Origin of the sequence: Methylobacterium sp. 77 (assembly GCF_000372825.1) — a bacterium.
Classification (GTDB): domain Bacteria; phylum Pseudomonadota; class Alphaproteobacteria; order Rhizobiales; family Beijerinckiaceae; genus Methylobacterium.
In genome coordinates, this window is the sequence record NZ_KB910516.1 from 1,795,304 (window position 1) to 1,815,088 (window position 19,785).

Here is a 19,785-nt window from a genome sequence, read left to right on the forward strand (position 1 = left end):
AGCGCACGCGATGCTGTCCGAGGGCGGCCATTGCGCCGGATGCCCGATGGCCCTGGTCGGTGCTGCTTTGCTCGTGACGAGTCTCGCTCTCTCTACGCGGTCGAGGGACGACCGTGCGGGCGCCCCTGCCCTCGCCTGAGGGCTTGTCCGCCATCCCAGTCCAGGCCGATGCGCGCCGCGCCGGCTTGAGCCTCCTCGCGGGACGCGCCGGGTGCGCCTCGCGGTCTTCCGTTTCATGCCTTCCCCGCGTGCCCGAGATCGTCGGATCTCTGCGAGCCGCCTCCACTTCAGACTGAGAGTTCGACCATGATCGATGCGGCTTCGAAGGATCTCGACAAGAACGGCGAGTGGGGCGACATCATCTGGGACGCGCTGATCCCGATCCACTCCGTGGTTCTTCCGGACGGCAAGGTCCTCGCGTTCGGAACGGACGGCACCGCCGGCGATTACGACGCCCGCTTCGTCTATTCCCTCTACGACCCCATGACCGGCGTGCTGAAGGTTCTGCCGAACACCACGGGCACCAACATCTTCTGCTCGAACATGGCGATCGACCCGAAGACGGGCAACGTCATCATCATGGGCGGCGACAACCACAACACCGGCGATGACGGCGGGACCTGGACCGGCCGCCACGACGTGGTGATGTTCGATTACACCACCCAGACGATCCGCAGCATGTCCGAGACGGATTCGAACTTCGCGCTCTATCAGGCCCGCTGGTACGGCACCACGGTCACGCTGAACAACGGCGAGATCCTGATGGTCGGCGGCCGCGACGAGAATTCCAACGGCTCGACCATCGCGGAAATCTACAACGACAAGACCGGGATGCGTCAGCTCCTCGGCACCGAGATCAAGGACTTCCTCGACGGCGACGGCACGCTGACGGGCACCTATTACTATCCGCATGCCTGGCAGATCAGCAGCGGCAAGGTCATCCTGATCGAAGCCGGCGGCACCACCAATTCGGGCCACGACATCTTCAGCATGGACGTGACCGGTGCTGGCTCCGTCACCCGCATCGGCAAGCTGCCCTTCGACACCCGGAATCTCACCGGCTCGATCATGTACGAGACCGACAAGGTCCTCGTCGCCTCCTCCACCGGTCAGGTCTGGAAGGCCGACCTGTCGCAGCCGACCGTGAAGTGGGAACTCGCCTTCGCGATCCAGCAGGAGGACGGGTCCGGCGGCCTCGTGGCGCGCACCAACGGCACCTTCGTGATGACCCCGGACGGCAAGGTCGCCCTGGTCGGCGGCTCGTCGAGCGCCGGCCTGCTCGGCGACAGCTTGGCCAATGCGCAGCGCACCGTCCTGTTCTGGGATCCCGAGACCGGCAAGATCGAGCTTTCGGAGAAGCAGGACCTCGCGCGGATGTACCATTCCACCGCCCTGCTGCTGCCGGACGGCACGATCTATTCCGGCGGCAGCGGCTCGCCGGGGCCGCAGGAGAACGCCAACGCGCAGATCCTGATGCCGTCCTACATGTATGACGACAGCGGCAGCATCAACGTCGACCGTCCCAAGATCGCGGCCGCACCCCGGAACATCGAGTCCGGCAGCACCTTCCGCATCACGGTGGACGACAGCTCGGACATCGACAAGATCACCTTCATCAAGTCCGGCGCCACCACGCATGCGCGCAACGCCGATACGCGCTTCCTCGAGCTCGACCATAAGATCATCGACGGCAACACCATCGAGGTCACGATCTCGAAGGCGAATGTCGCCATTCCGGGCCTGTGGATGCTGTTCGCGGTCGACAAGGAGGGCGCGCCGTCCATCTCCAAGCTGGTCGGCGTCGACATGGTGCCGCTGAAGGAGACCGCTGGTCTCTCGGCGAGCAGCGCCATCGTCTACAGCATCGATCATGAGCAGATCGACGGGGCTTTCGCCCTCGCCGTCTCCACCCGGTTCGACGATCTGGCCGGGGCCAAGAACCAGACGATCTTCAAGCTCGCCAATGCGGACGGCTCCAACGCGATCACCCTCGCGCAGGTCGGCGACACCCGCGATATCGTCTTCACCATCACGCAGGATGGCCAGACCCACCGCCTCGTCGCCAAGGACGCGATCATCGAGGGCGAGGTCGCGACCTGGCGCGTCGGCGTCGATCCCGACGGGGTGATGCGGATCATCAAGGACACGGTGGTGCTCGCCACCGGCCAGGGCGTCGTCCCGGCCGATGTCGAGCGCGCCAACTACCTCATCGGCGAGACCGGCACCCCTGGCCAGGGCGACCTGATCGGCCTGATCCGCGACCTCAAGATCGCCAATTATGGCAACTTCGCCGAACTCGACCCCTCGGCCCCGGCCAGCCCCTGCGCCGTCTCGGGCGAGGCGGTCTGCCTGTGCAAGATGCTCGTGCCGGATGTCGACGACACCCCCGGAAACGACGCGCCGAAGGTGTTCGCCAAGTACTCGATCCTGTCCGGCGACATCACCGAACTCGGCAATGGCAGCCCGGGCGAGAACAAGACCGTCCTGACCACCACCGGCATCATCGCCTTCGCGGATGCCGATGCCGAGCCCCACACCGCCACGGTGGTCGCGCAGGGGACGGGCTATCTCGGCGAGTTCACCATCGCCAGGCCCACCACGGCGACGGGGGCCAAGACCGGCTCGGTGACCTGGACCTTCAAGGTCGGCGACGGCGCCCTCGATTCCCTGAAGGAGGGCCAGCAGGTCGTCCAGACCTACGACGTCACCCTCGATGACGGCCATGGCGGCGTCACCACCCAGAGAATCTCCGTGACGCTGCGGGGCACGAACGACGACGGCCCGCCCAGTGAGGACCAGGTCGTCGTCGTGAGCAGCCTCGCGCCGACCGCCGGCAACGACGCCATCACCTTGGGGGACAATGTCCGCCTGATGGCCGGCGACAATTTCGAGGGCGGCGCCAACCGGCTCGATGTCGGCAACTACTTCGAATTGCGCAACGGCAGCCTCGATTTCGGCGACAGCAAGGGCTCGGCCTATTTCTCCACCGGCCTGAACGCGAAGATCGTCAATGGCGATATCCTGATGGATGCCGGCGGCGCCCAGAACACCCTGGTCCTCGGCAACAGCGCCCAGGTCCGCCAGATCAAGATGGATGGCAGTGGCGCCGGGACGGTGAACACCGCCATCCTCGGGGACCAGTCCAAGACCAGCGCCCTGATCGACATGGACGGCGCCGGCACGGCGGCGGACTTCACCGAAGTGAACCTGACCCTCGGCCAGGGCGTGACGGTGGCCGGCGGGATCGATGCCGACGGCGCCTACGCGACCAAGGCCTTCCACTTCGGGTCCGACGTCACGATCGCGGGCGCCATCCTGGCGAACGGCGCGCAGAGCGTGAACGCGATCACCGCCGGCGACCGCTTCACCCTCACCGGCGCCTACCAGGGCAGTGCCACCGGCACCGACACCCTGACCCTCGGCAAGGACTGGAACATCACCGGGGCGGTCAATCTCGGCGGCGGCGACGACACCCTGGCCCTCGGCATGTCGAGCGTCGACAAGACCCTGACCACGTTCAATGCGGGCGCCGGCAACGACAAGCTCGTCCTCACCCTCGACAACGCCGATCTCGCGAGCTTCGAGGCCGCCGCGAAGGCGATCGGCTGGACCCCTCTCGGGGGCGACAAGTGGGCGGCCAAAAGCCTCGACCTCAACTGGAAGGGCATGGTCTTCAACGATTTCGAGTCCGTCGAGCTGAAGGTGACGGGGCGCAACGACGCCCCCGAGATCGTCGTCTCGGGCACCACCAAGACCGGCACGGTCACGGAGGTGGTTGACGGTGTGAAGGGTGAGAACACCACCATCCTCGTCACGAACGGCACCATCGAGTTCACCGACCGAAACATCGGCGACACCCACACGGTGACGATCACGCCGAAGGGCGCGAACTACCTCGGCACCATCGAGTACAAGCAGCCGACCTCGGCCCAGTTCGGGCTGCTGCCCTGGGTCTATTCCGTCGACAGCGTCGACCTCGACACCCTGGCCGAGGGCGAGACCCGGCTCCAGGCCTACGAGGTCGTGATCCGCGACGACAAGGGCGCCAGCACCACCGAGACCGTCACCCTGACGATCACGGGCCGCAACGACGCGCCGGAGATCACCCTGGACAAGTCGGTCCTCGCCGGCGCCGTGGCCGAACTCGCGGATGGCGCGGCCGGCGAGAATGCCGCCGACCTGAAGGCCACGGGCAGCGTCGCCTTCGCGGATGTCGACCTCACCGACCAGCACAAGGCGAGCGTCGCCGCGGCGGGTTCCGGCTATCTCGGCACCTTCGTCCTCGGCAATGCGGCCAACGGCGCGGTCGGCTGGACCTTCCAGGTCAATGACGGCGCCCTCGACGGCCTCGGGGCCGGCGAGGTCCGGACCCAGACCTACGCGGTGACCGTCGATGACGGGCATGGCGGCAAGGCCACCGAGACCGTGTCGGTCACCATCCGTGGCGCCGAGGACGCGCCGCAGACGAACCAGGCCCCCATCATCGACGTGGCGGCCTCGCGCCTCGACGGCACCGTGACGGAACGCGCCGACGGGGCGCCGGCCGCCGACCTCAACGTGACCGGCACCCTCGCCTACCGCGATCCCGACACGCCCGGCGTGGCCCCCACCGTCACCGTGGCCCCACGCGCCGCCGATTACCTCGGCGCGTTCCAGATCGGTGCCGTGGGCGCGGGCTCCGCCGGCTGGACCTTCTCGGTGCCGGACGGTGCCTTGAACGGCCTCGCGGCCGGCGAACAGCGCATCCAGACCTACGACGTCACGGTGACCGACGCCCAGGGCGGCCGCGTGACCCAGGCCGTCCGGGTCACGCTCACCGGCACCAACGACGCGCCCGTGATCGTCACCCAGACCTCGGCCCTGCGCGGCGCCATCGCCGAACTGGCCGATCATGCGGCCGGCGAGAATCAGGCGACCCTGACTACCGGCGGGGCCATCACCTACGCCGATGGCGACCTGAGCGACCGCCACAGCGCCAGCGTGGTGGCCAAGGGCACGGACTATCTCGGGGAGTTCAAGGTCGGGACGGCCGCCGATGGCAGCCTCGCCTGGACCTTCGCGGCCTCCGACGCCGCCCTCAACCGCCTCGGCAAGGATCAGGTCGTGACCCAATCCTACGATGTGACCATCGCGGACGGCAAAGGCGGCTCCGCCATCCAGACCGTCGTCGTCACGATTACCGGGGCGGAGGACGACGACGCGCCGAGCAACGTCACCGTGGCGGCTCTCAAAGTCGGCGCCGGCACCGACGCCATTCTGCTGGGCAATGCGGTGACCCTGTCGCAGGGGGCGTGGTTCGGCGCGGGCGCCAACAGCCTCACCGCCGGCGACGGCTTCACCCTGAAGGCCGGCACGCTCAACTTCGACGCCAGCACCGGGGCCTCCAGTCTCAGCCTCGGCAAAGACGCCAACCTCAACGGCGGCGACATCCTGATGAGCGCTGGCCTCGCCGCCAACACCGTGGAGGCCGGCGACGGCGCGAAGCTCAGCGCCATCCTGATGAATGGCGGCGGCGCCAAGGCCTCGCAGACCCTCACCCTCGGCGATCAGGTCGTCACCGATGCGGGCATCGCGGTGCGCGGCAGCGGCACCGTGGCCGACCGGATGGAGGTCGCCGTCGAGATCGGCGACGGCGCCCGGATCGGCGGTGCCGTCCTCGTCGACGGCACCTACGCCACCAAGAGCGTCACCCTCGGCGACGGCGTCACCGTGGCGGGCGACCTCGCCCTCCAGGGCGCCAACACCACCGCCAACGTCACGATCGGCGATGGGCTGACCCTCAAGGGCACCCTGACCGGCACCGGGGCGGTGGAGATCGGCAAGGACTGGCAGATCGACGGCGCCCTCTATCTCGGGGCCGGCGAAGACACCCTGCGGATCGGCACCACCACCCGCGACACGGCCGGCACCATCGCGGGCGGTGCCGGCACCGACCGGCTGGAGATCGTCCTGACGGCGGATGCGCAGGCTTCGTTCGACAGCGCCGCTTCGGCCGCCCGCTGGGTTCGGAAGCCGGACGGCAGCTGGGACACGGGAGGCCGGACCCTGTCCTGGCAGGGCCAGACCTATACGGGCTTCGAATCCGCCAAGACGATCACCGAAGCCGGCACCTCGGCGGTTCCGGTGAAGACCGTGATCGAGACCCTGCAGACTTTTGCAGGCGATGACGGCTTCATCCTGGGCCCGGACGTCACCCTCCGCAACGGCACGGGGTTCGGCGGCGGGGCGAACAGCCTCGTGGCCGGCGACCACTTCGTTCTCCAGGGCGGCGGCCTGAATTTCGATGCTAGTTCGGGGCCGGCCAGCCTGATCCTCGGGGCGGACAGCAATCTCAACGGCGGCGACATCCTGATGAGCGCCGACCGCGTCGCCAACACCCTGGTGGCCGGCGAGGGATCCAAGCTCAGCACCATCCTGATGTATGGCGGCGGTGCCGGCGCCTCGCAGACCCTCAGCCTCGGCGACAGGGTCGTCACCGATGGCGCCATCGTCATCGGCGACAGCGGCACCAATGCCGACCGCATGGAGGTCGCCCTCACCCTGGGCGATGGGGCGAAGATCGGCGGCGCCGTCAATGTCGACGGCTCCTACGCCACCAAGCTCGTCACCTTCGGCGACAACGTCACTCTCGACGGCAGTCTCGGGTTGCAGGGCGTGAACAACACCACGACGGTTCGGATCGGCGACGGCCTGACCCTCAAGGGCGCCTTCTACGGGGCCGGCTCGGGGGTGGAGACGGTGGATATCGGCAAGGACTGGCAGATCGACGGAGCGGTCGATCTCGGCGCGGGCAACGACAGCTTACGGATCGGGACCACGACCCGCGACAAGGCCGGCATCATATCGGGCGGCGGCGGCACCGACTCCCTCGAGATCGTGGTGAACAACGACCAGCAGAAGGCGGCGTTCGACGCCGCCGCGAAGGCTGCGGGCTGGTCCGCCCTCGCGGACGGCGGCTGGAACACGCAGGGACGCGCTATGACCCTTGCGGGGGTGACCTACACCGCCTTCGAGACGGCGAAGGTCACCTTCGAGGCCCCGGCCAACAAGATGCTGGTCGCTGCGGCGGGCGACTCGCATATCGGCGGGACGGGGGCCGCCACCCTCGCGAGCCTGAGCGTCTCGGCGAAGACGGAGGGCAATCTGCTGACCGGAACCGACGGCGACGACTTCATCACCGGCACGAGCGCCGCCGACCACATCCTCGCCGGCGCCGGCAACGATCGGATCGTCGGCGGCAAGGGCAACGACGTCATCGACGGCGGGGCCGGCCACGACAGCGTCGAGATGCCGGGGAAGGTCACGGACTACACCTTCCTGAAGGACGCGGACGGCACGATCCACGCCGGCAGCGCGGCCGAGGGCCAGGACATCCTCCATCATGTCGAGGCCCTCTACTTCGCCGGGTCCGGGGAGACGGTGCCGGTCGACCACGTGCCGGGCTGACCGCACCCCCGCCTGCGGGTCGAACCGAACACGCCGCCTCCGGGCGGCGTGTTCTTCTTCCGGGCCTGAAAAGGTGGGTCGTGCTGGTGCCGGAGACTGAGCAGGGCCGGCGACCGGAGCTCGGTCTCGGAACAAAACGAGACCGGAACAAACGCCGAAAGACCCGGACGGGTCTCGTGATCGCTCAGGTCTTATGACGGAAAAGGGAGAGTGGAGCGGGTACCGGGAATCGAACCCGGGTATTCAGCTTGGAAGGACGATCCCCCGGGCTTTCCGCCTCGCCACCTCCCCGGCGCTTCCCGCGCAAACCGTTAATCCTGCATGGCTTTTCCCGGTGGACCGTTCCCGGGGACTCTTGCGGCCGCGTTTCGGACGTGCGGTATCCATGCGGTATCCACGGAGACGGACATGGCGGCATCGCGGGGGACATACGCACGGGAGCGGGCGCGGCTGACGGCGGAGCACCTGAAGAAGGCGCGCCGGATGATCGATAGCGGGACCGTCCCCGGCCGCGGGATCGACTTCTGCGACGACGCCTTCCCGGGGCTCGTGCTCCGCGTGACGCCGGCGGCCGGCAACTGGATCCTCAAGCTCCGCATGTCGACCCTCCGCCTCGGGGACATGGCTTCCGTCTCGGTCGCCGCGGCGCGTGAGGCGGCCGCCCGGGCCCGGCTGGACGTGAAGGATGGGCGGGACCCCCGGCAGGACGTCGCCGTCTACGCGCATGCCATGGTCACGACCGGCGGCGACCACGAGACCTCGGCGGACGCGGCTTGGCCGGTGGAGGTAGAACGGCAGAGCGACGAGGACCGGCGGCGGCACGGCCCGTGGGAATGGCGGGACCTCGTCGATCTGTTCCTTGAGGAGAAGCGGCCGGACCTCGACCCTGGGTACTTCCCCGCATACGCTTCGTACCTGCGCCACAAGGCATTCGACCGGATCGCCCGCCGCCCCGTCCGTGAGGTCACGGCCACCGACCTGCAGGGTATCCGGAACGAGATCATCGCCGCGAACTCGCGCAGCGCGGCCGCCCGGGCCGTACGCCAGGGACGGGAGATGCTCGACTGGGCCTGGTCGAACCATAGCGGCGTGTCCGGCATGGCGAAGGCGACTGAGAAGTGGCCGCTCTGGCGAGACCAGTGGACGATCCGATACAAGCCGAGCAAGCGCAGGCACGCGCCCGAGATCGACGAGCTCGCCCGGACCCTGGCCGTCGCGGAGAGATACCGGACACTCGGTCAGACGGAACACGCGACCGCGCCGGGCACTCTAGCGATGCTGTGGTTCACTGTCCTCACGGGCCAGCGCACGGGCGCCGTCGCGGAGACCGCACGGTTGGACGTTGCCCCCATCCCCGAGGACGCCGGCGTGCCGGGACCGGGTTGGCGCGCCGTGACATGGAGCGCCGGGGTCATGAAGGAAGATCGCCCGTTTGTGCTCCCCCTCCCCCCGGGCGCCTGGTACGTGATCGACCGGGTGCTTGCCGAGGATCCCGACCGTGAGACGAATCGCTGGCTTTTCCCGTCGATCCGGGGGGACGGCCATGTCGGCCAGGGTGCCCTGAACGCGCTCCTCTACCGGCTGCGGGGGAAGAAGGTGACGGGGTCGACGGTCACCGCGCGGCCGCTGGTCGATTATTTCGGGATCCACGGCATCCGGCCTTGGACGCTGCATGACGTCCGCCGGGCGATCACGACGTTCCTCTCGGACCATCGCCTGGGCGGGGCCGCGTCCGCGATCCTGGACCACGAGGCCGGAGTGACCGAGGACGAGCGCGACCGCCGCTCCGCCGTCACGCGCCTTCACTACGACCGGAGCCAACGGATACCCCTCAAGTCGGAGGGCATGGCCCTGTGGGTCGATGCGGTGCTGGAGGCCTACGAGAACGAGCGGGCCGCGCTGGCCGCGCTGCCGGCACCGGTCACGAGGGAACGCACGAAGCGAGGCCCCGGGAGGGCTCAGCCAACCGCCCCCTGACCCTGCCGGGCGCGTCGTTCAGGTCCCAGCTTGCGGGCGAGATCCGCTGGCTTGCCCGCCCGCACGAAACCCCGGCTGACCTGTCGGTCCACGGCCGCGAGCTCCTGGAGGGCATCGCCCAGGGCCCGGCGCAGGGCATCCCGCGCGTCACCGTCGCAGGCATCCAGATAGGCGCGTTCCATCTCGTCCACGACTGTCTCCATCGATTCGCTCATGAGAACGAATGAAGAACAAACGAGGCCGGGAGTCGATCCCAAATTGAGGCCAGGGATTTCTTTACCCTGCGCAAACGTCGCGCTTGCCCACCTCTCGGCGAGCTGCGATCGTCCAGATTCACCCCGCCCCCGAGGCCTCCCCCATGTCGCGAAAAACCCGGGCATTCGCCCCCCTTCCCGTCACCTGAGGAGGACCTGAGCGCGCGCGCCGGCCTCCATTTTATGGAGGCCGTCATGGCCAACTTCATCACTGCGGACACCCATTTCGGGCATGCCTCAATTCTTCATGGTCTGCGCCCTGGGTTCGCCAGTATAGAGGAGCACGATGCGATGCTCATCGAGGCCTGGAACTCGACCGTCCAGCCCGGGGACACGGTCTACCATCTCGGCGATTTCGCGCTCTCGACGCCCGAGTATGCCGGCAAGATTTTCCGGAGATTGAACGGCCGCAAGATCCTCATCGCCGGGAATCATGACCGCAAGAATCGCAAGCTCGGTTGGGCGGAGCAGCACGACGGGATCAGGGAGATCTCCGTCGAGGACCGCCACGTCGTGCTCTGCCACTACCCCATGCGTTCGTGGCCGCGTGCCTATCGGGGGTCGCTCCACCTCTTCGGGCACACGCATGGGCTCTTGCCCGGCACGACCCAGTCACAGGATGTCGGGGTCGACGTGTGGTCGTACCGCCCGGTGACCCTCAGCCAGATCCTCGAACGCATGGCCGCGAGTGACACGCAGCCGGAGGAACGCGTCCTCACACGGTGACAGCTACACACAGATGCCCTCTAGCCCCTCCAGGGCCTCCTCGTCCTCGGCGGTCAGGTCGAGGGGGGCTGGCTCGGGAGGGAGCCAGGCCAGGTGCCTGTCCGCTGGCGTCTTGCCATGCCAGGTGGGCACGACCACAGTCGCATCGTAGATCGCCCAAAATCGACGGAGCGCCACTTTCGCACTGCCGCCCTGCACGAGAAATTCGATTTCACCGCTCGGACCGGGCACGTATGACCAGGCAAACCAGCCCTCCGTCGGCGGCCGGTCGCGATGTCGTTTCGAGATCCAGGAACCCCTTGCGAGCCATACGCCGTCACTGCCCTCCTGGGGACCGACGGCCGACATCGGATAGATCGTGCTCGACGGCGGGGGGTGATGCAGGCCCCGGCGGACAATGACGGTAAGGAACCCCGGGCCGGGGACGATGCAAATGATGTCGGGCCACACACACGCGTCGCCGGGCATGTGATGCCTGCCGCTTTCAATGACGTACCGCAGAGGCCGGCCGAGCCATCTCGACAAACCGGGGAGTGCGAGCCTGCAAATTAAATTCAGGCGCCGCTCCGGCCCTTCCAGCGGGCGTGTCAGTGAATGCCGCTCCCGCCATGGACAGTTCTGTATACCATGGTAGAATGTCATAGGATACAAACGTACAAATTCACTTCTCAATGTAGTTATACGTACTCGCAGACGATTGAATCGATGTCTCAGGCGACCCTTGGTCCAAGAATCGTCTTTATCAGATAATATAAAAGCAGATGCACGGACGAACTCGCGGTCCGCGATATCGAGGCCCGAGAACGCGTTTCGGCAAGCGTTTTGCCACTCCGCTTTCTTCTGAACCCTTGGTGGCGTCCAATATCTGGAAATGTATTTTGTGTAACTCGGGTCGTAAACATACGGATACATATTAGTCTTGGGCATGTGCGTTTGCGTTCCGCTTCAGAGCATGCCAGTTTTACGATCAAGCTCTGAACCAAGGCGGCTCCCTGGGCGCTCAAATGCGAGCGCCCAGGGTCATAGATGACTAACCCTGGGCGGCGTTGATGGGCCGCTGCAGGTCGGGGTCGGCCTTGTAATCGTAGCGTGCCCGGGTGCGGTGACGGGCATCGTAGAGTGCCCAAACGTCCCCCTCCTCACCCGTCCGCCCGTCACCCCCCAGGGCCGCAGCGATGGCGACCGCGGACGTCTCACCGGCACGGATGAGAGCGAGCGCCTCGTGGTAGCCGCTGCGGGGACCCGATGCTTCGCCCTCCGACCAATCACTGAGGCACTGCTTGTACGTCTCGAACTCGCGGGTCGAGAGCCTTGCCCAGCTCTCCTGGGCAATAGCCTGGAGGATGCGCTTCTCGTTGAGCGTCATGACAGAGGCCTTGCGGCCGCCCGGCAGGGTGTGGACATCCCTGGGGGCAAGGGTTGGGGCCTCAGAAACGTCGTCGGGCTCCTCGAATACGACCACCTTCACGGGCATCGCCCCAAGAGAATTGAACGCAGCGGCCGCAGGCCTGGCTTTCGGGACGATCTCGAAGCCGGCTTCAAACAAGCCTTCCATGATGACGGCGGCCCGGTACTCGTTCGAGCGGTTGTCGAAGCAGCGGTCGAGCGAGCCGCGAATGATGGCCTGCACGGGCCGGTGGTCGAAGGTCTTGATACGCATGATGCGTGGTCCTGTCGGTGAAAGGGCTGCGGGAAATGCGCCCCTAGCCGGGCGCCCAGGCCTCGAAATGCGGCGTCTAGATTCTGGTGGGTGCGCCCCGGGCTCCCGGCGGAAGCGGCGGCGGCGGCAGAGGCCGAGGCATCCCGGACGCGACCGGATCGGGGGACGGGCCATCCTCGGCAAGGAGATCGTCGAGGATCCCCACGACCACCGCACGCTCCTCGGGTGACCTGTTTGCGTCCAGGTCAACGCGTTCCTCGACGGGCTCGCCCGCGGCCTCGATCTCGCCGGCGAGGTGGAACAGGATGTTGCGGGCCATGTCGAGCAGGCGGGCATCTGCGTCATCCAGCGCAACCGCGAGATGCTCGCGCCGGATCTCCGGGAGCGCCGGGTCGTCGATCAGGGCCTGCGCGGCGGCCCGTGCCTGGGTCAGGCGGGCCCGGACCTGGGCGATCCCGAGGTTCTGCAGGTTCTCGATGAGATCGCACATCAGACCCCCCCCTCCCGGCGGCGGAGCAGCGTCCGGCCGCGGCGGTCGCCGGGCAGACCAAGTTGGCCGGCGCGCCGGTAGAGCGTCTCGGGAGTGACGCCCAATTCCAGGGCGGCTTGCGAGAGCGGGGCGTGCGCGAGGATTACCCTTCTCATTGTCTCGTAGTCGAGACGTGAGGGACGCCGCGGGATCCTGGTGCCGTTCCGGTACGCGCAGATGTGCACGGCCTGGATCGTGACGCCCAGGCGGTCCGCGACTTCTCGGACAGTCTCCCGTCCCTCACGCGCGCTCTCGACGTCTAAGAGCGTGACAACTGGCTGGCGTGGCTGGGATGTGAGCCCGAGCCCCCTGCAGTGCACCGCAATCGTCTTCTCGTCCCACCCCTCGACGCGGGCGATCTCGCGATAGGTCAGACCGTCGTTGAGGTACTCCTCGCACCGGGCTCGGGGGATCCTGCAGTAGCGCTTGGGTCCCCGGCGGCCGTCTCGACGTACCGGACCCTGCGCGAGAGCCCCAGCGCTCTCAGGACCTGACCGGCCGGCTCCCTCCGTCCGAGCAGGACGTCCGAAACGTGCTGCGGGGACAGCCCCGTCTGGCGTGCCCAGGCGTCCTGCGACCCCGCCCGGCGGCATGCCCCGCGAAGCAACAGCCTGACCTCCGCTTCCGTTAATTCCACCATCCATTTTGTCCTCCGCGAATCCGCCGAGAACATTATATCGCAACCCATACGAGAATTTCCAGGTCCACGTAAATTATGCCTTTGATGTTATACAACCTGGGCGATAGCTTTAGGCTAGATGCCATTTGAACAACAGTTTCAACAACACCGTGTTGTTCAAATCGTTGTCGAAATCGTCGTGCGGTGTTGTCGAAAGAGCCTCGACGGTTTCTGTTGCGATCCGAAATACGATTGCTACATTACTCAGATCCGCAGATTCGAGGATCGCTCATGCCCCACACGACGCCGCCCCACCCCTATGTGCAGCCGCCCGCTTGGTGGGGACTGGAGTGGCAGTCCGGGCAGCTGCACTACACGCGTGGCGGCATGCGGTACCGCAGCCGAGCCGTCCGGACGCCCGAGTGCCAGGAGGCGATGGCCGCGGGCGTGACTGATTTCTCAGCTCTCGGCCTCACGTGTGAGGGGCGTGACCTTTTGTTCTGGCAGGCGCCCGATCACGACCTGGACGCCGTCCAAATCGCAATCGACGGCATCCCGGCCCGGGTCGCCGCCAGGGAGGCGACCCGGGCCGCAGCGGCGGCCGCGGAACGGCAGAGGATCGCTGACCTTATCGACCGGGCACGGGACGAGGCGACGCGGTCCCTAAAAGATCGAAGGTGGTCTTGGGCCCGCCGGGTCGACGTCGATGAGGCTCAGGGCCTCCTCCAGCGCCCGGACCTGGACGTCGCCGACGCGATGCGACTGCTGTCCCTCGTCGAACGCGCGGGCAAGAACGTCGCGCGGTCCGAGGTCAAGTTAGCAACCGTGCACGAGGGGGAGCGGGCCCTGGCCGAGCGTCCCGAAGTGAGGTCCCTGGCTCTTGAAGGGGTCCGTCTCATTACCCGAGAGGACGCGGACTGGGCGACGACGCGCAACGATATTGGATGGTCGAAATCGACAACAATCGACGGGCACGTCCTCGACGCACTGCCGGAGCTCGACGTCGCTCAGGCGAGTCACGCGCTCCGGCTGCTCCGTGTGCACCACAAGCAACTGCCCCGGACGATGGTCGAGAGCATCTTCGCCACGGTCTGATTTGTCGATTGCGAGGCGACCCGGACAATCGAGATCGTCACCCCCCAGCACAGGACCACCGCCCATGAGCTTCCTCGCCCGTATCGCCGCCCTCGCCGCAGCCGCCATCGCCACCGTCTTCGCCCTCATCTTCGAGAGTGGCCGCTGGGTCCTCCGTGCGGTCCGGTCCGCGACGGGTGTCACGACCCCCGTCCTGCCCGCTACGGACGCGGCCGCGGCGTACCTCGATGCGCCTGCCCCTGCGGTTGCACCGGCTCCCTATCAGGGCCCCGCTCCCCGCCACCAGGTTGGCGTGCCTCTCGTTTCCTACGCCCGGCACCTCGTCGCTGGGGGGCCGGCCGCGGACACGTCCACCCTCCCCGAGCCCGTCCTGGCCTGGGCCCGGGGCCTGTCTCATGCCGAGCTCGTGACGCTCGCGGCATCGCTGCCGCACGAGGCTGAGGCCCACGTGTCGGGCACCCTGATCGACGGCCTGCCGTCCCTCACGGGACCCGCCCCCCGTGAAGTGGCCCCGGCCGCGAATGCGGATACATCCGCACCGGCTGCGGACACATCCGCAGAATGGACGTGGACGCGTCCGCTCTCGGACGACCCGGAAGACGTCGCCATCGCCGAGCTCGTAAATCTCGCGATGGAGAGGGACCGCCGCCGCAAGGTGGCCTGACCCCTGCCCCCTCAATGCGAAGGGCCCGCCGGTCATCCCGGCGGGCCCTTTTTTCGTGGTCCGCAAATGGTCCGCAAATAGGCCGAATCTGGCCCGCAGGGGAAAGGCACAACCCCCCCCACGGAATATTTCTCACTGACGGCGGGCGAGACGCAGGGCGCGGATTTCCGCTTGAGCCGCGGCGAGATCACGTGCGAGTTCCGCTTCCCGACGACGGGATGCCATGAGGGCCTGGCCCAGGCGGTGGACGGCGCTCTCCGCATCTGCGTCTGCCTGCGCCCAAGCCTGCGCCTCACGACGCGCACGCTGGCCCGCGACGAGAGCCACGCCGACCGCCATCATGCCGCTGTGCATGCCGTTGTGGAAGTTGTCGGTCTGCCTGCTCATCGTGGTCTCCCCGTCCGCCCAGGAACCCATAGATTCAGCTCCAGATCGCCCTGGCAAGACGATCGTCACGCCAGGGTTACCGTTTCCCTGGGCGTTGGTTGCCTGGGACGTGTCCGAGGATTGCTCAGGCAATAGGGGGGCGACGTACCCGTTACTCCTAGGCAATGCATCGAAAATCCAAGTGGACGCGGGCACCCGGTTTCGCGGCAGGCTCGTCGGTTTCACGCGGCGGTCCGAGCATGCCGGCATGCTGCAGGTAACCATCAAAATCGACCCCCCAGAACGCGACGAGCTCGGTCCGGCGGACATCCGAGCGGCGCTCGTGGACAGCGTGAACGCCCTGGCGGAGGCCGCCCGGCTTCACGTGACCGAAGCACTGCCCATCCACCTCGACAAGCCAACCCCATTCACGATGAAAGCGATCGGGGTGAGGAAGGCCCGCCCGGGGGGCCGGGACGTCGAGGCCGAGGTTGACGTCCTCCCGCTTCAGGCGCGGTACCTCGCCCTTGAGATATTCGGTGGGGTCCGGAAAGCCGGCGATTACGCGACGACCAAGCTCGGACCGTTGATCCCCGGGAAAGACGCTCCCCGGAATGCGTACGGAAACCTGCCCCGCGGATACGTCCAGCGCGTCATGCAGCAGCCCGGCGTGAGATGGGTGAAGCTCCGGCCGGACAAGCCCCCGGCCCTTATCCGACGGCGCAACGGCAAGACGCAGATCCTGGCGCTCATAGTCGAGGAGGCCCGGTACAAGCCGCGGTTGCCATTCTACGACCTCGTGGAGGAGGCCCTGTCCGGGGCCCCCGGGATCGTCTCGCGTCGCCTCGATGGACTGGGGAGCTAGGTCGGGAAAAGGGGGTGCATCCCCGCCCAAGAGGACATCTGAACGTTGACTGGGGGGCCTGTCCCGGCCCCATTATTGACCGACGTCGAGAACCACGTCTCGCCCTCGTCGCGCGTGGCCACGAACAGATAGAGCGCGTTGTTGGAATTCGGGATGCCCAACAGATTGTCGTGCGCCAGGTATATGAGCGTCCGGACGTCCTGGCTGCCGTCAGTGAGGATGACCACGTCGTGCTCGTCCACAAGGAGAGGCTGCGTGAAACCGAAGCGCTCGATTGCGGCTCCGATCTGGGAGATCTGACTGTCCGAGTGCGTACGCGCGTTGCGGTCGTAGCCGCGCAAGGTACGCACGGGTGCGGACTGGATCTCTGCGTACCTAAGACGGACGTCGGTGCGCACCCGTAACCCTCTGATCATCCAGGCGGTATGCGGGGTGCGTACCCAAAAATTTCCGGTGTATGCCGGGCCAGCCTACGGACCCGCGACTCCTGCTTTCGCCTCCCCCCAGGAGGGACCCACTCCACCCCCCCTATCTCGCCCTTTGTCACCGGCTGTCCGGGAAGGGGATGCCCTCCCGTCGCCCCCCTAGGAGGGGTCAGGGAGGGCGACGCAGTACGGACCAGCGCACGGGAGGGATCCTGCCCCGGGGCCGTGCAACGGACGATCCCAGGCCCTCCGAGGCCTCCGGGTACGCAGGGCATCGAAACCGCCAACGGGCATGCCCCTGCATGAAATCGTGCAGGGGTGAGGGACGGAGTGCGGATCATCCCTTGGGCATAGGGATGCCCTTGGGCTACGCCCCTGACCCGTCTTGAGGGGGCGCGAGACGAGCCACCAAGGCCGCACGTATCGCCTCCGTCTGAAGGGGCACGCCACCGCTATCGCGTCCCCGGAGACCCCGTAGGGCGAGGCGGAGGACCTCCCTGGCATCCACGACGCTAGCCACCAGGGGCTCCCCCGGTCGGTTCCCGACCGAGTTGGCGCAGGCCAGGAGAACGTCCCGAAGGGCGTCGACGATAGCCGCATCGAGTTGGCGAGGGTCAGGCGCGCCTGCCTCGCGAAGGGCCTGACGGGCGGCGCGTTTCCTCGCCCGGTCCGCATCACGACGGGTCGCCTTCGAGGCAGGGAGGGATGGGTTCAAGGGGATGCCGGCGGACATGCTCATAGGGTGCGCTCGACCCTGGCAAGCCACAACGAGAAACCCCGTCCTCCGTGGTGCGGGGGACGGGGTTTCGGGGGTTGAGGTGCAACGCCCGTCCCATGCGGAGACAGCTAAAAGATAGCGAATTCAGACGAATTGTACAAGGGGAGAAGCGACGTAACCTACGGTCCTGACAAGGAAAATGTCATCTCGGTTGGCTACCCCCCTGACAGCTTGGGAAGCTCTCCTGAGGCCTCCGGCCCCCGCAAGGTATAGGGTGACCCTAGAGGCTACGCCCCTATCCTACGAGGCTCTCCTAAGGCCTCCGGCCCCTATCCCTGAGGCTATCCTGAAGGCTACGCCCTGACCTCACTGAGGCATCCCCGAGGCCTCCGGCCCCTGACCGTGGAACCAGCTTTCCTCGGGCTACGCCCCCGCTTGAGGGAGGCTGTCTTGGGACCGATACGGTCGGGGACGATGTGCGTCGGGAAGGCACGAATTCCGGCTTCGTTCTCGTACGCACATACCGATTTCGCGATTGCACGAGCGTTAGCCTCTCGCCGCTCCCATGCCTCGAAAATCCCCTCACACCGCTCCTCAGACATCAAGATCCTCTCGGTCTTGATCTGGTACGCGATCATCGCCTCAAGCCTCTCCGCCGGGTCCCAGCGCAAGGGCCGAGGGGTAGGAGAAGCCACGGGCGAGACAGGAACGGAGACCGCCTCAGTCTTGACGACCTCAGGAGACGCGGAGGCGGAAGAACCCACGCAACACCCGGAACCAACCGCCCGCGCACCCCGCGCTCCCATATGTGGGGTGAATCCCCTCTTTCTTGAGGTCTGACAGGGGTTTATCTCGGCGCACGTCGCATCCATGACGTCGGCCATGATGGCGGTCACTCGGGGCCCCTTCGAGGCCTGCGTCACGAAAGAATCGTGCACCGGCAGCGCCGGTATGTTCTCCTTCTCGGACTTCTTGAGGACCTCGACGCACATCTCGCTCTCGATGTGCATCAGGCGGACCCCCATGTCGGCCCCGAGGAAATGGGCGATGGGCTCGTGCCGGTGCGTGACCGCTTTCATCAAGCCCTTCGTGTAGTCGAGGGAGTGCGGCCACTCGCCTGGGCTGTCCTCTTCCCGCTTCATGAGAGACAGGATGCCGCCGTAGGTCGTCCTCGTGTTCATGACGGTGAGGAGCGCCGCTTTGACGTGCCTCGGGTCGTACCCGTCCACGTCGTAGATTTCGCCGACGGGGACTTTCCCGGCCATGGCGTAGAGGAGCCTAGGGTGACAGGCGCTCCAGTCTTCCTCGAACGCCACCTCGCCATTGATGAGGAGCTCGATGCGTCGGGCCTGGGGGAGCTGCTGCCACCAGCCGTACAGGCGCCCGTGCATGTCCCACCGGCCGCGGCCGTAGATCCGGACCATGATGGGCGCTGGCGTGGGGCGAAGGCCAACCCAGCCGCCGGTCTTCTCGGACCGGGCGCGGACGTGCCCCGGCGTGTGGAGCCATCCGTCGCCCTCGGGCATCTCGATGCGGATGGCGCTGGCGGCCTCGTTGCGGGCTTCCATGACCTTGCGCAGGCGCCGGGTGTTGTCCGTGTCAGTGTACGCCATGCGCTCGCCGTCGACGTCCCGGAGCTCGATGACCTCCCTTGGCCCGACATGCTCGAAAGGGCAGTCGTTGAAGGCGGCGATGAGCCGGTCGGTAGCCCGCATGCGTGACTGCCAGCCGTGCGAGGCGGGCCCGGGGAGCGCACGCTCTTCTTCGATCAAGCCGAGGTCCAGGAGCTCCTGCACCGCCGCCTTGACCCGGTCGTACGTGTACGCGGTCCCTTCGTACCGGGACAGGGGCTCGTAGAACCTTTTTGACCGCGAGTATGAGACCCAGCCGCCCTGGCCCGCGAGGGCGGCGCGGACGAGGCTCGTCATTATAGAGTTCCGGGCCTCAAGGGCCCGGGGGTGGCCTATCAGGCTGACGCCGGCGGCGGCGATGAAGGCAGGCTTGGTCCTCCAATGGAAGTCCAAGGGGAAGTCATGCCCCTGGGGGGGGCGATTGGTTCGGGGGGGCATTTTATCCGCATGGTGTCGACCGTGCGCGGCCCGGCACCTCTGCGAGCCCGCACATTCGAAACGTGCCCCCAGCTTAGGCATTTAACCAGTGTTCACAGGGGCCTAGCCTTAACGCCTGAGGTTAACGCGAGACTTACCCTACCTCCTCCCATGTCTTGCCCATACGAAGTCCGTTTTCTCCCATGACACGCCCATGAGTTTCAGTCTGCCTTCACTCTGAGACCCAGGGTGTTCGGGTATGCCCTGGCGGTCATCCAGGAGCCTTGGCGGGGTATGCAAATAAATATGGGATGATGCCATGATCCTTGAGGGCTCCCATGGGAGGTCCATCAATCTCCACGGCTTACCCATGAACACCATCGGGGAAATACG

14 protein-coding genes are annotated in these 19,785 nt (G+C 66.8%); 6 read left to right on the forward strand and 8 right to left on the reverse strand.

Annotated elements, in window-relative coordinates; translation table 11 throughout:
* Positions 1-306 precede the first annotated feature (306 nt).
* The gene (locus A3OK_RS0108510; protein ID WP_019904509.1) at positions 307-7,446 is read left to right on the forward strand and encodes a VCBS domain-containing protein; all 7,140 of its coding nucleotides are present in this window, start codon (positions 307-309) and stop codon (positions 7,444-7,446) included.
* Positions 7,447-7,854: 408 nt separating this feature from the next.
* Positions 7,855-9,423: an integrase arm-type DNA-binding domain-containing protein gene (locus A3OK_RS0108515; protein ID WP_018044269.1), complete on the forward strand. Its 1,569-nt coding sequence runs from the start codon at positions 7,855-7,857 to the stop codon at positions 9,421-9,423.
* Here the strand turns inward: A3OK_RS0108515 and A3OK_RS0108520 are convergent.
* Positions 9,405-9,626: a hypothetical protein gene (locus A3OK_RS0108520; protein ID WP_238206022.1), complete on the reverse strand. Its 222-nt coding sequence runs from the start codon at positions 9,624-9,626 to the stop codon at positions 9,405-9,407. The two genes, A3OK_RS0108515 and A3OK_RS0108520, sit on opposite strands and share 19 nt — an antisense overlap.
* 234 nt (positions 9,627-9,860) lie before the next feature.
* On the opposite strand from A3OK_RS0108520, the gene A3OK_RS0108525 reads away from it, so the two are divergent.
* The gene (locus A3OK_RS0108525; RefSeq protein ID WP_018044271.1) at positions 9,861-10,403 is read left to right on the forward strand and encodes a metallophosphoesterase family protein; all 543 of its coding nucleotides are present in this window, start codon (positions 9,861-9,863) and stop codon (positions 10,401-10,403) included.
* A 3-nt stretch (positions 10,404-10,406) separates the two neighbouring features.
* Here the strand turns inward: A3OK_RS0108525 and A3OK_RS0108530 are convergent, their stop codons facing one another.
* The 4 genes from A3OK_RS0108530 to A3OK_RS24280 all read right to left on the reverse strand — a co-directional run bounded on the left by A3OK_RS0108530 (position 10,407) and on the right by A3OK_RS24280 (position 12,708).
* On the reverse strand, positions 10,407-10,871 hold the full coding sequence (locus A3OK_RS0108530; protein WP_018044272.1) for a hypothetical protein: 465 nt from the start codon (positions 10,869-10,871) through the stop codon (positions 10,407-10,409).
* Positions 10,872-11,433: 562 nt separating this feature from the next.
* A complete protein-coding gene (locus tag A3OK_RS0108535) occupies positions 11,434-12,063 on the reverse strand; it encodes a hypothetical protein (RefSeq protein WP_018044273.1) in 630 nt (209 codons plus the stop codon).
* 76 nt (positions 12,064-12,139) lie between these two features.
* Entirely contained in the window at positions 12,140-12,553 is a 414-nt protein-coding gene (locus A3OK_RS0108540; RefSeq protein ID WP_018044274.1) for a hypothetical protein, read from the reverse strand.
* Complete coding sequence (locus A3OK_RS24280; RefSeq protein ID WP_192216327.1) at positions 12,553-12,708, reverse strand: hypothetical protein; 156 nt, start codon at positions 12,706-12,708, stop codon at positions 12,553-12,555. The genes A3OK_RS0108540 and A3OK_RS24280 overlap by 1 nt, the downstream gene beginning before the upstream one ends.
* A gap of 938 nt (positions 12,709-13,646) precedes the next feature.
* Here A3OK_RS24280 and A3OK_RS0108555 point away from each other — a divergent pair.
* Both A3OK_RS0108555 and A3OK_RS0108560 read left to right on the forward strand, forming a co-directional pair.
* The gene (locus tag A3OK_RS0108555) at positions 13,647-14,306 is read left to right on the forward strand and encodes a hypothetical protein (RefSeq protein ID WP_238254269.1); all 660 of its coding nucleotides are present in this window, start codon (positions 13,647-13,649) and stop codon (positions 14,304-14,306) included.
* 64 nt (positions 14,307-14,370) lie between these two features.
* Complete coding sequence (locus A3OK_RS0108560) at positions 14,371-14,970, forward strand: hypothetical protein (protein WP_019904513.1); 600 nt, start codon at positions 14,371-14,373, stop codon at positions 14,968-14,970.
* Between the two features lie 132 nt (positions 14,971-15,102).
* On the opposite strand, the gene A3OK_RS0108565 is transcribed toward A3OK_RS0108560, so the two are convergent.
* Positions 15,103-15,357 (reverse strand): hypothetical protein, encoded by a 255-nt coding sequence (locus A3OK_RS0108565; RefSeq protein ID WP_238254267.1) that lies wholly within the window; start codon positions 15,355-15,357, stop codon positions 15,103-15,105.
* A gap of 247 nt (positions 15,358-15,604) precedes the next feature.
* Between A3OK_RS0108565 and A3OK_RS0108570 the strand changes: the two genes are divergently transcribed.
* On the forward strand, positions 15,605-16,201 hold the full coding sequence (locus A3OK_RS0108570; RefSeq protein ID WP_155911982.1) for a hypothetical protein: 597 nt from the start codon (positions 15,605-15,607) through the stop codon (positions 16,199-16,201).
* Here A3OK_RS0108570 and A3OK_RS0108575 read toward each other — a convergent pair.
* Positions 16,198-16,599: a hypothetical protein gene (locus A3OK_RS0108575; protein WP_155911983.1), complete on the reverse strand. Its 402-nt coding sequence runs from the start codon at positions 16,597-16,599 to the stop codon at positions 16,198-16,200. The genes A3OK_RS0108570 and A3OK_RS0108575 overlap by 4 nt on opposite strands.
* A 1,098-nt stretch (positions 16,600-17,697) precedes the next feature.
* Positions 17,698-19,368 (reverse strand): hypothetical protein, encoded by a 1,671-nt coding sequence (locus tag A3OK_RS0108585; RefSeq protein ID WP_238254266.1) that lies wholly within the window; start codon positions 19,366-19,368, stop codon positions 17,698-17,700.
* Positions 19,369-19,785 lie beyond the last annotated feature (417 nt).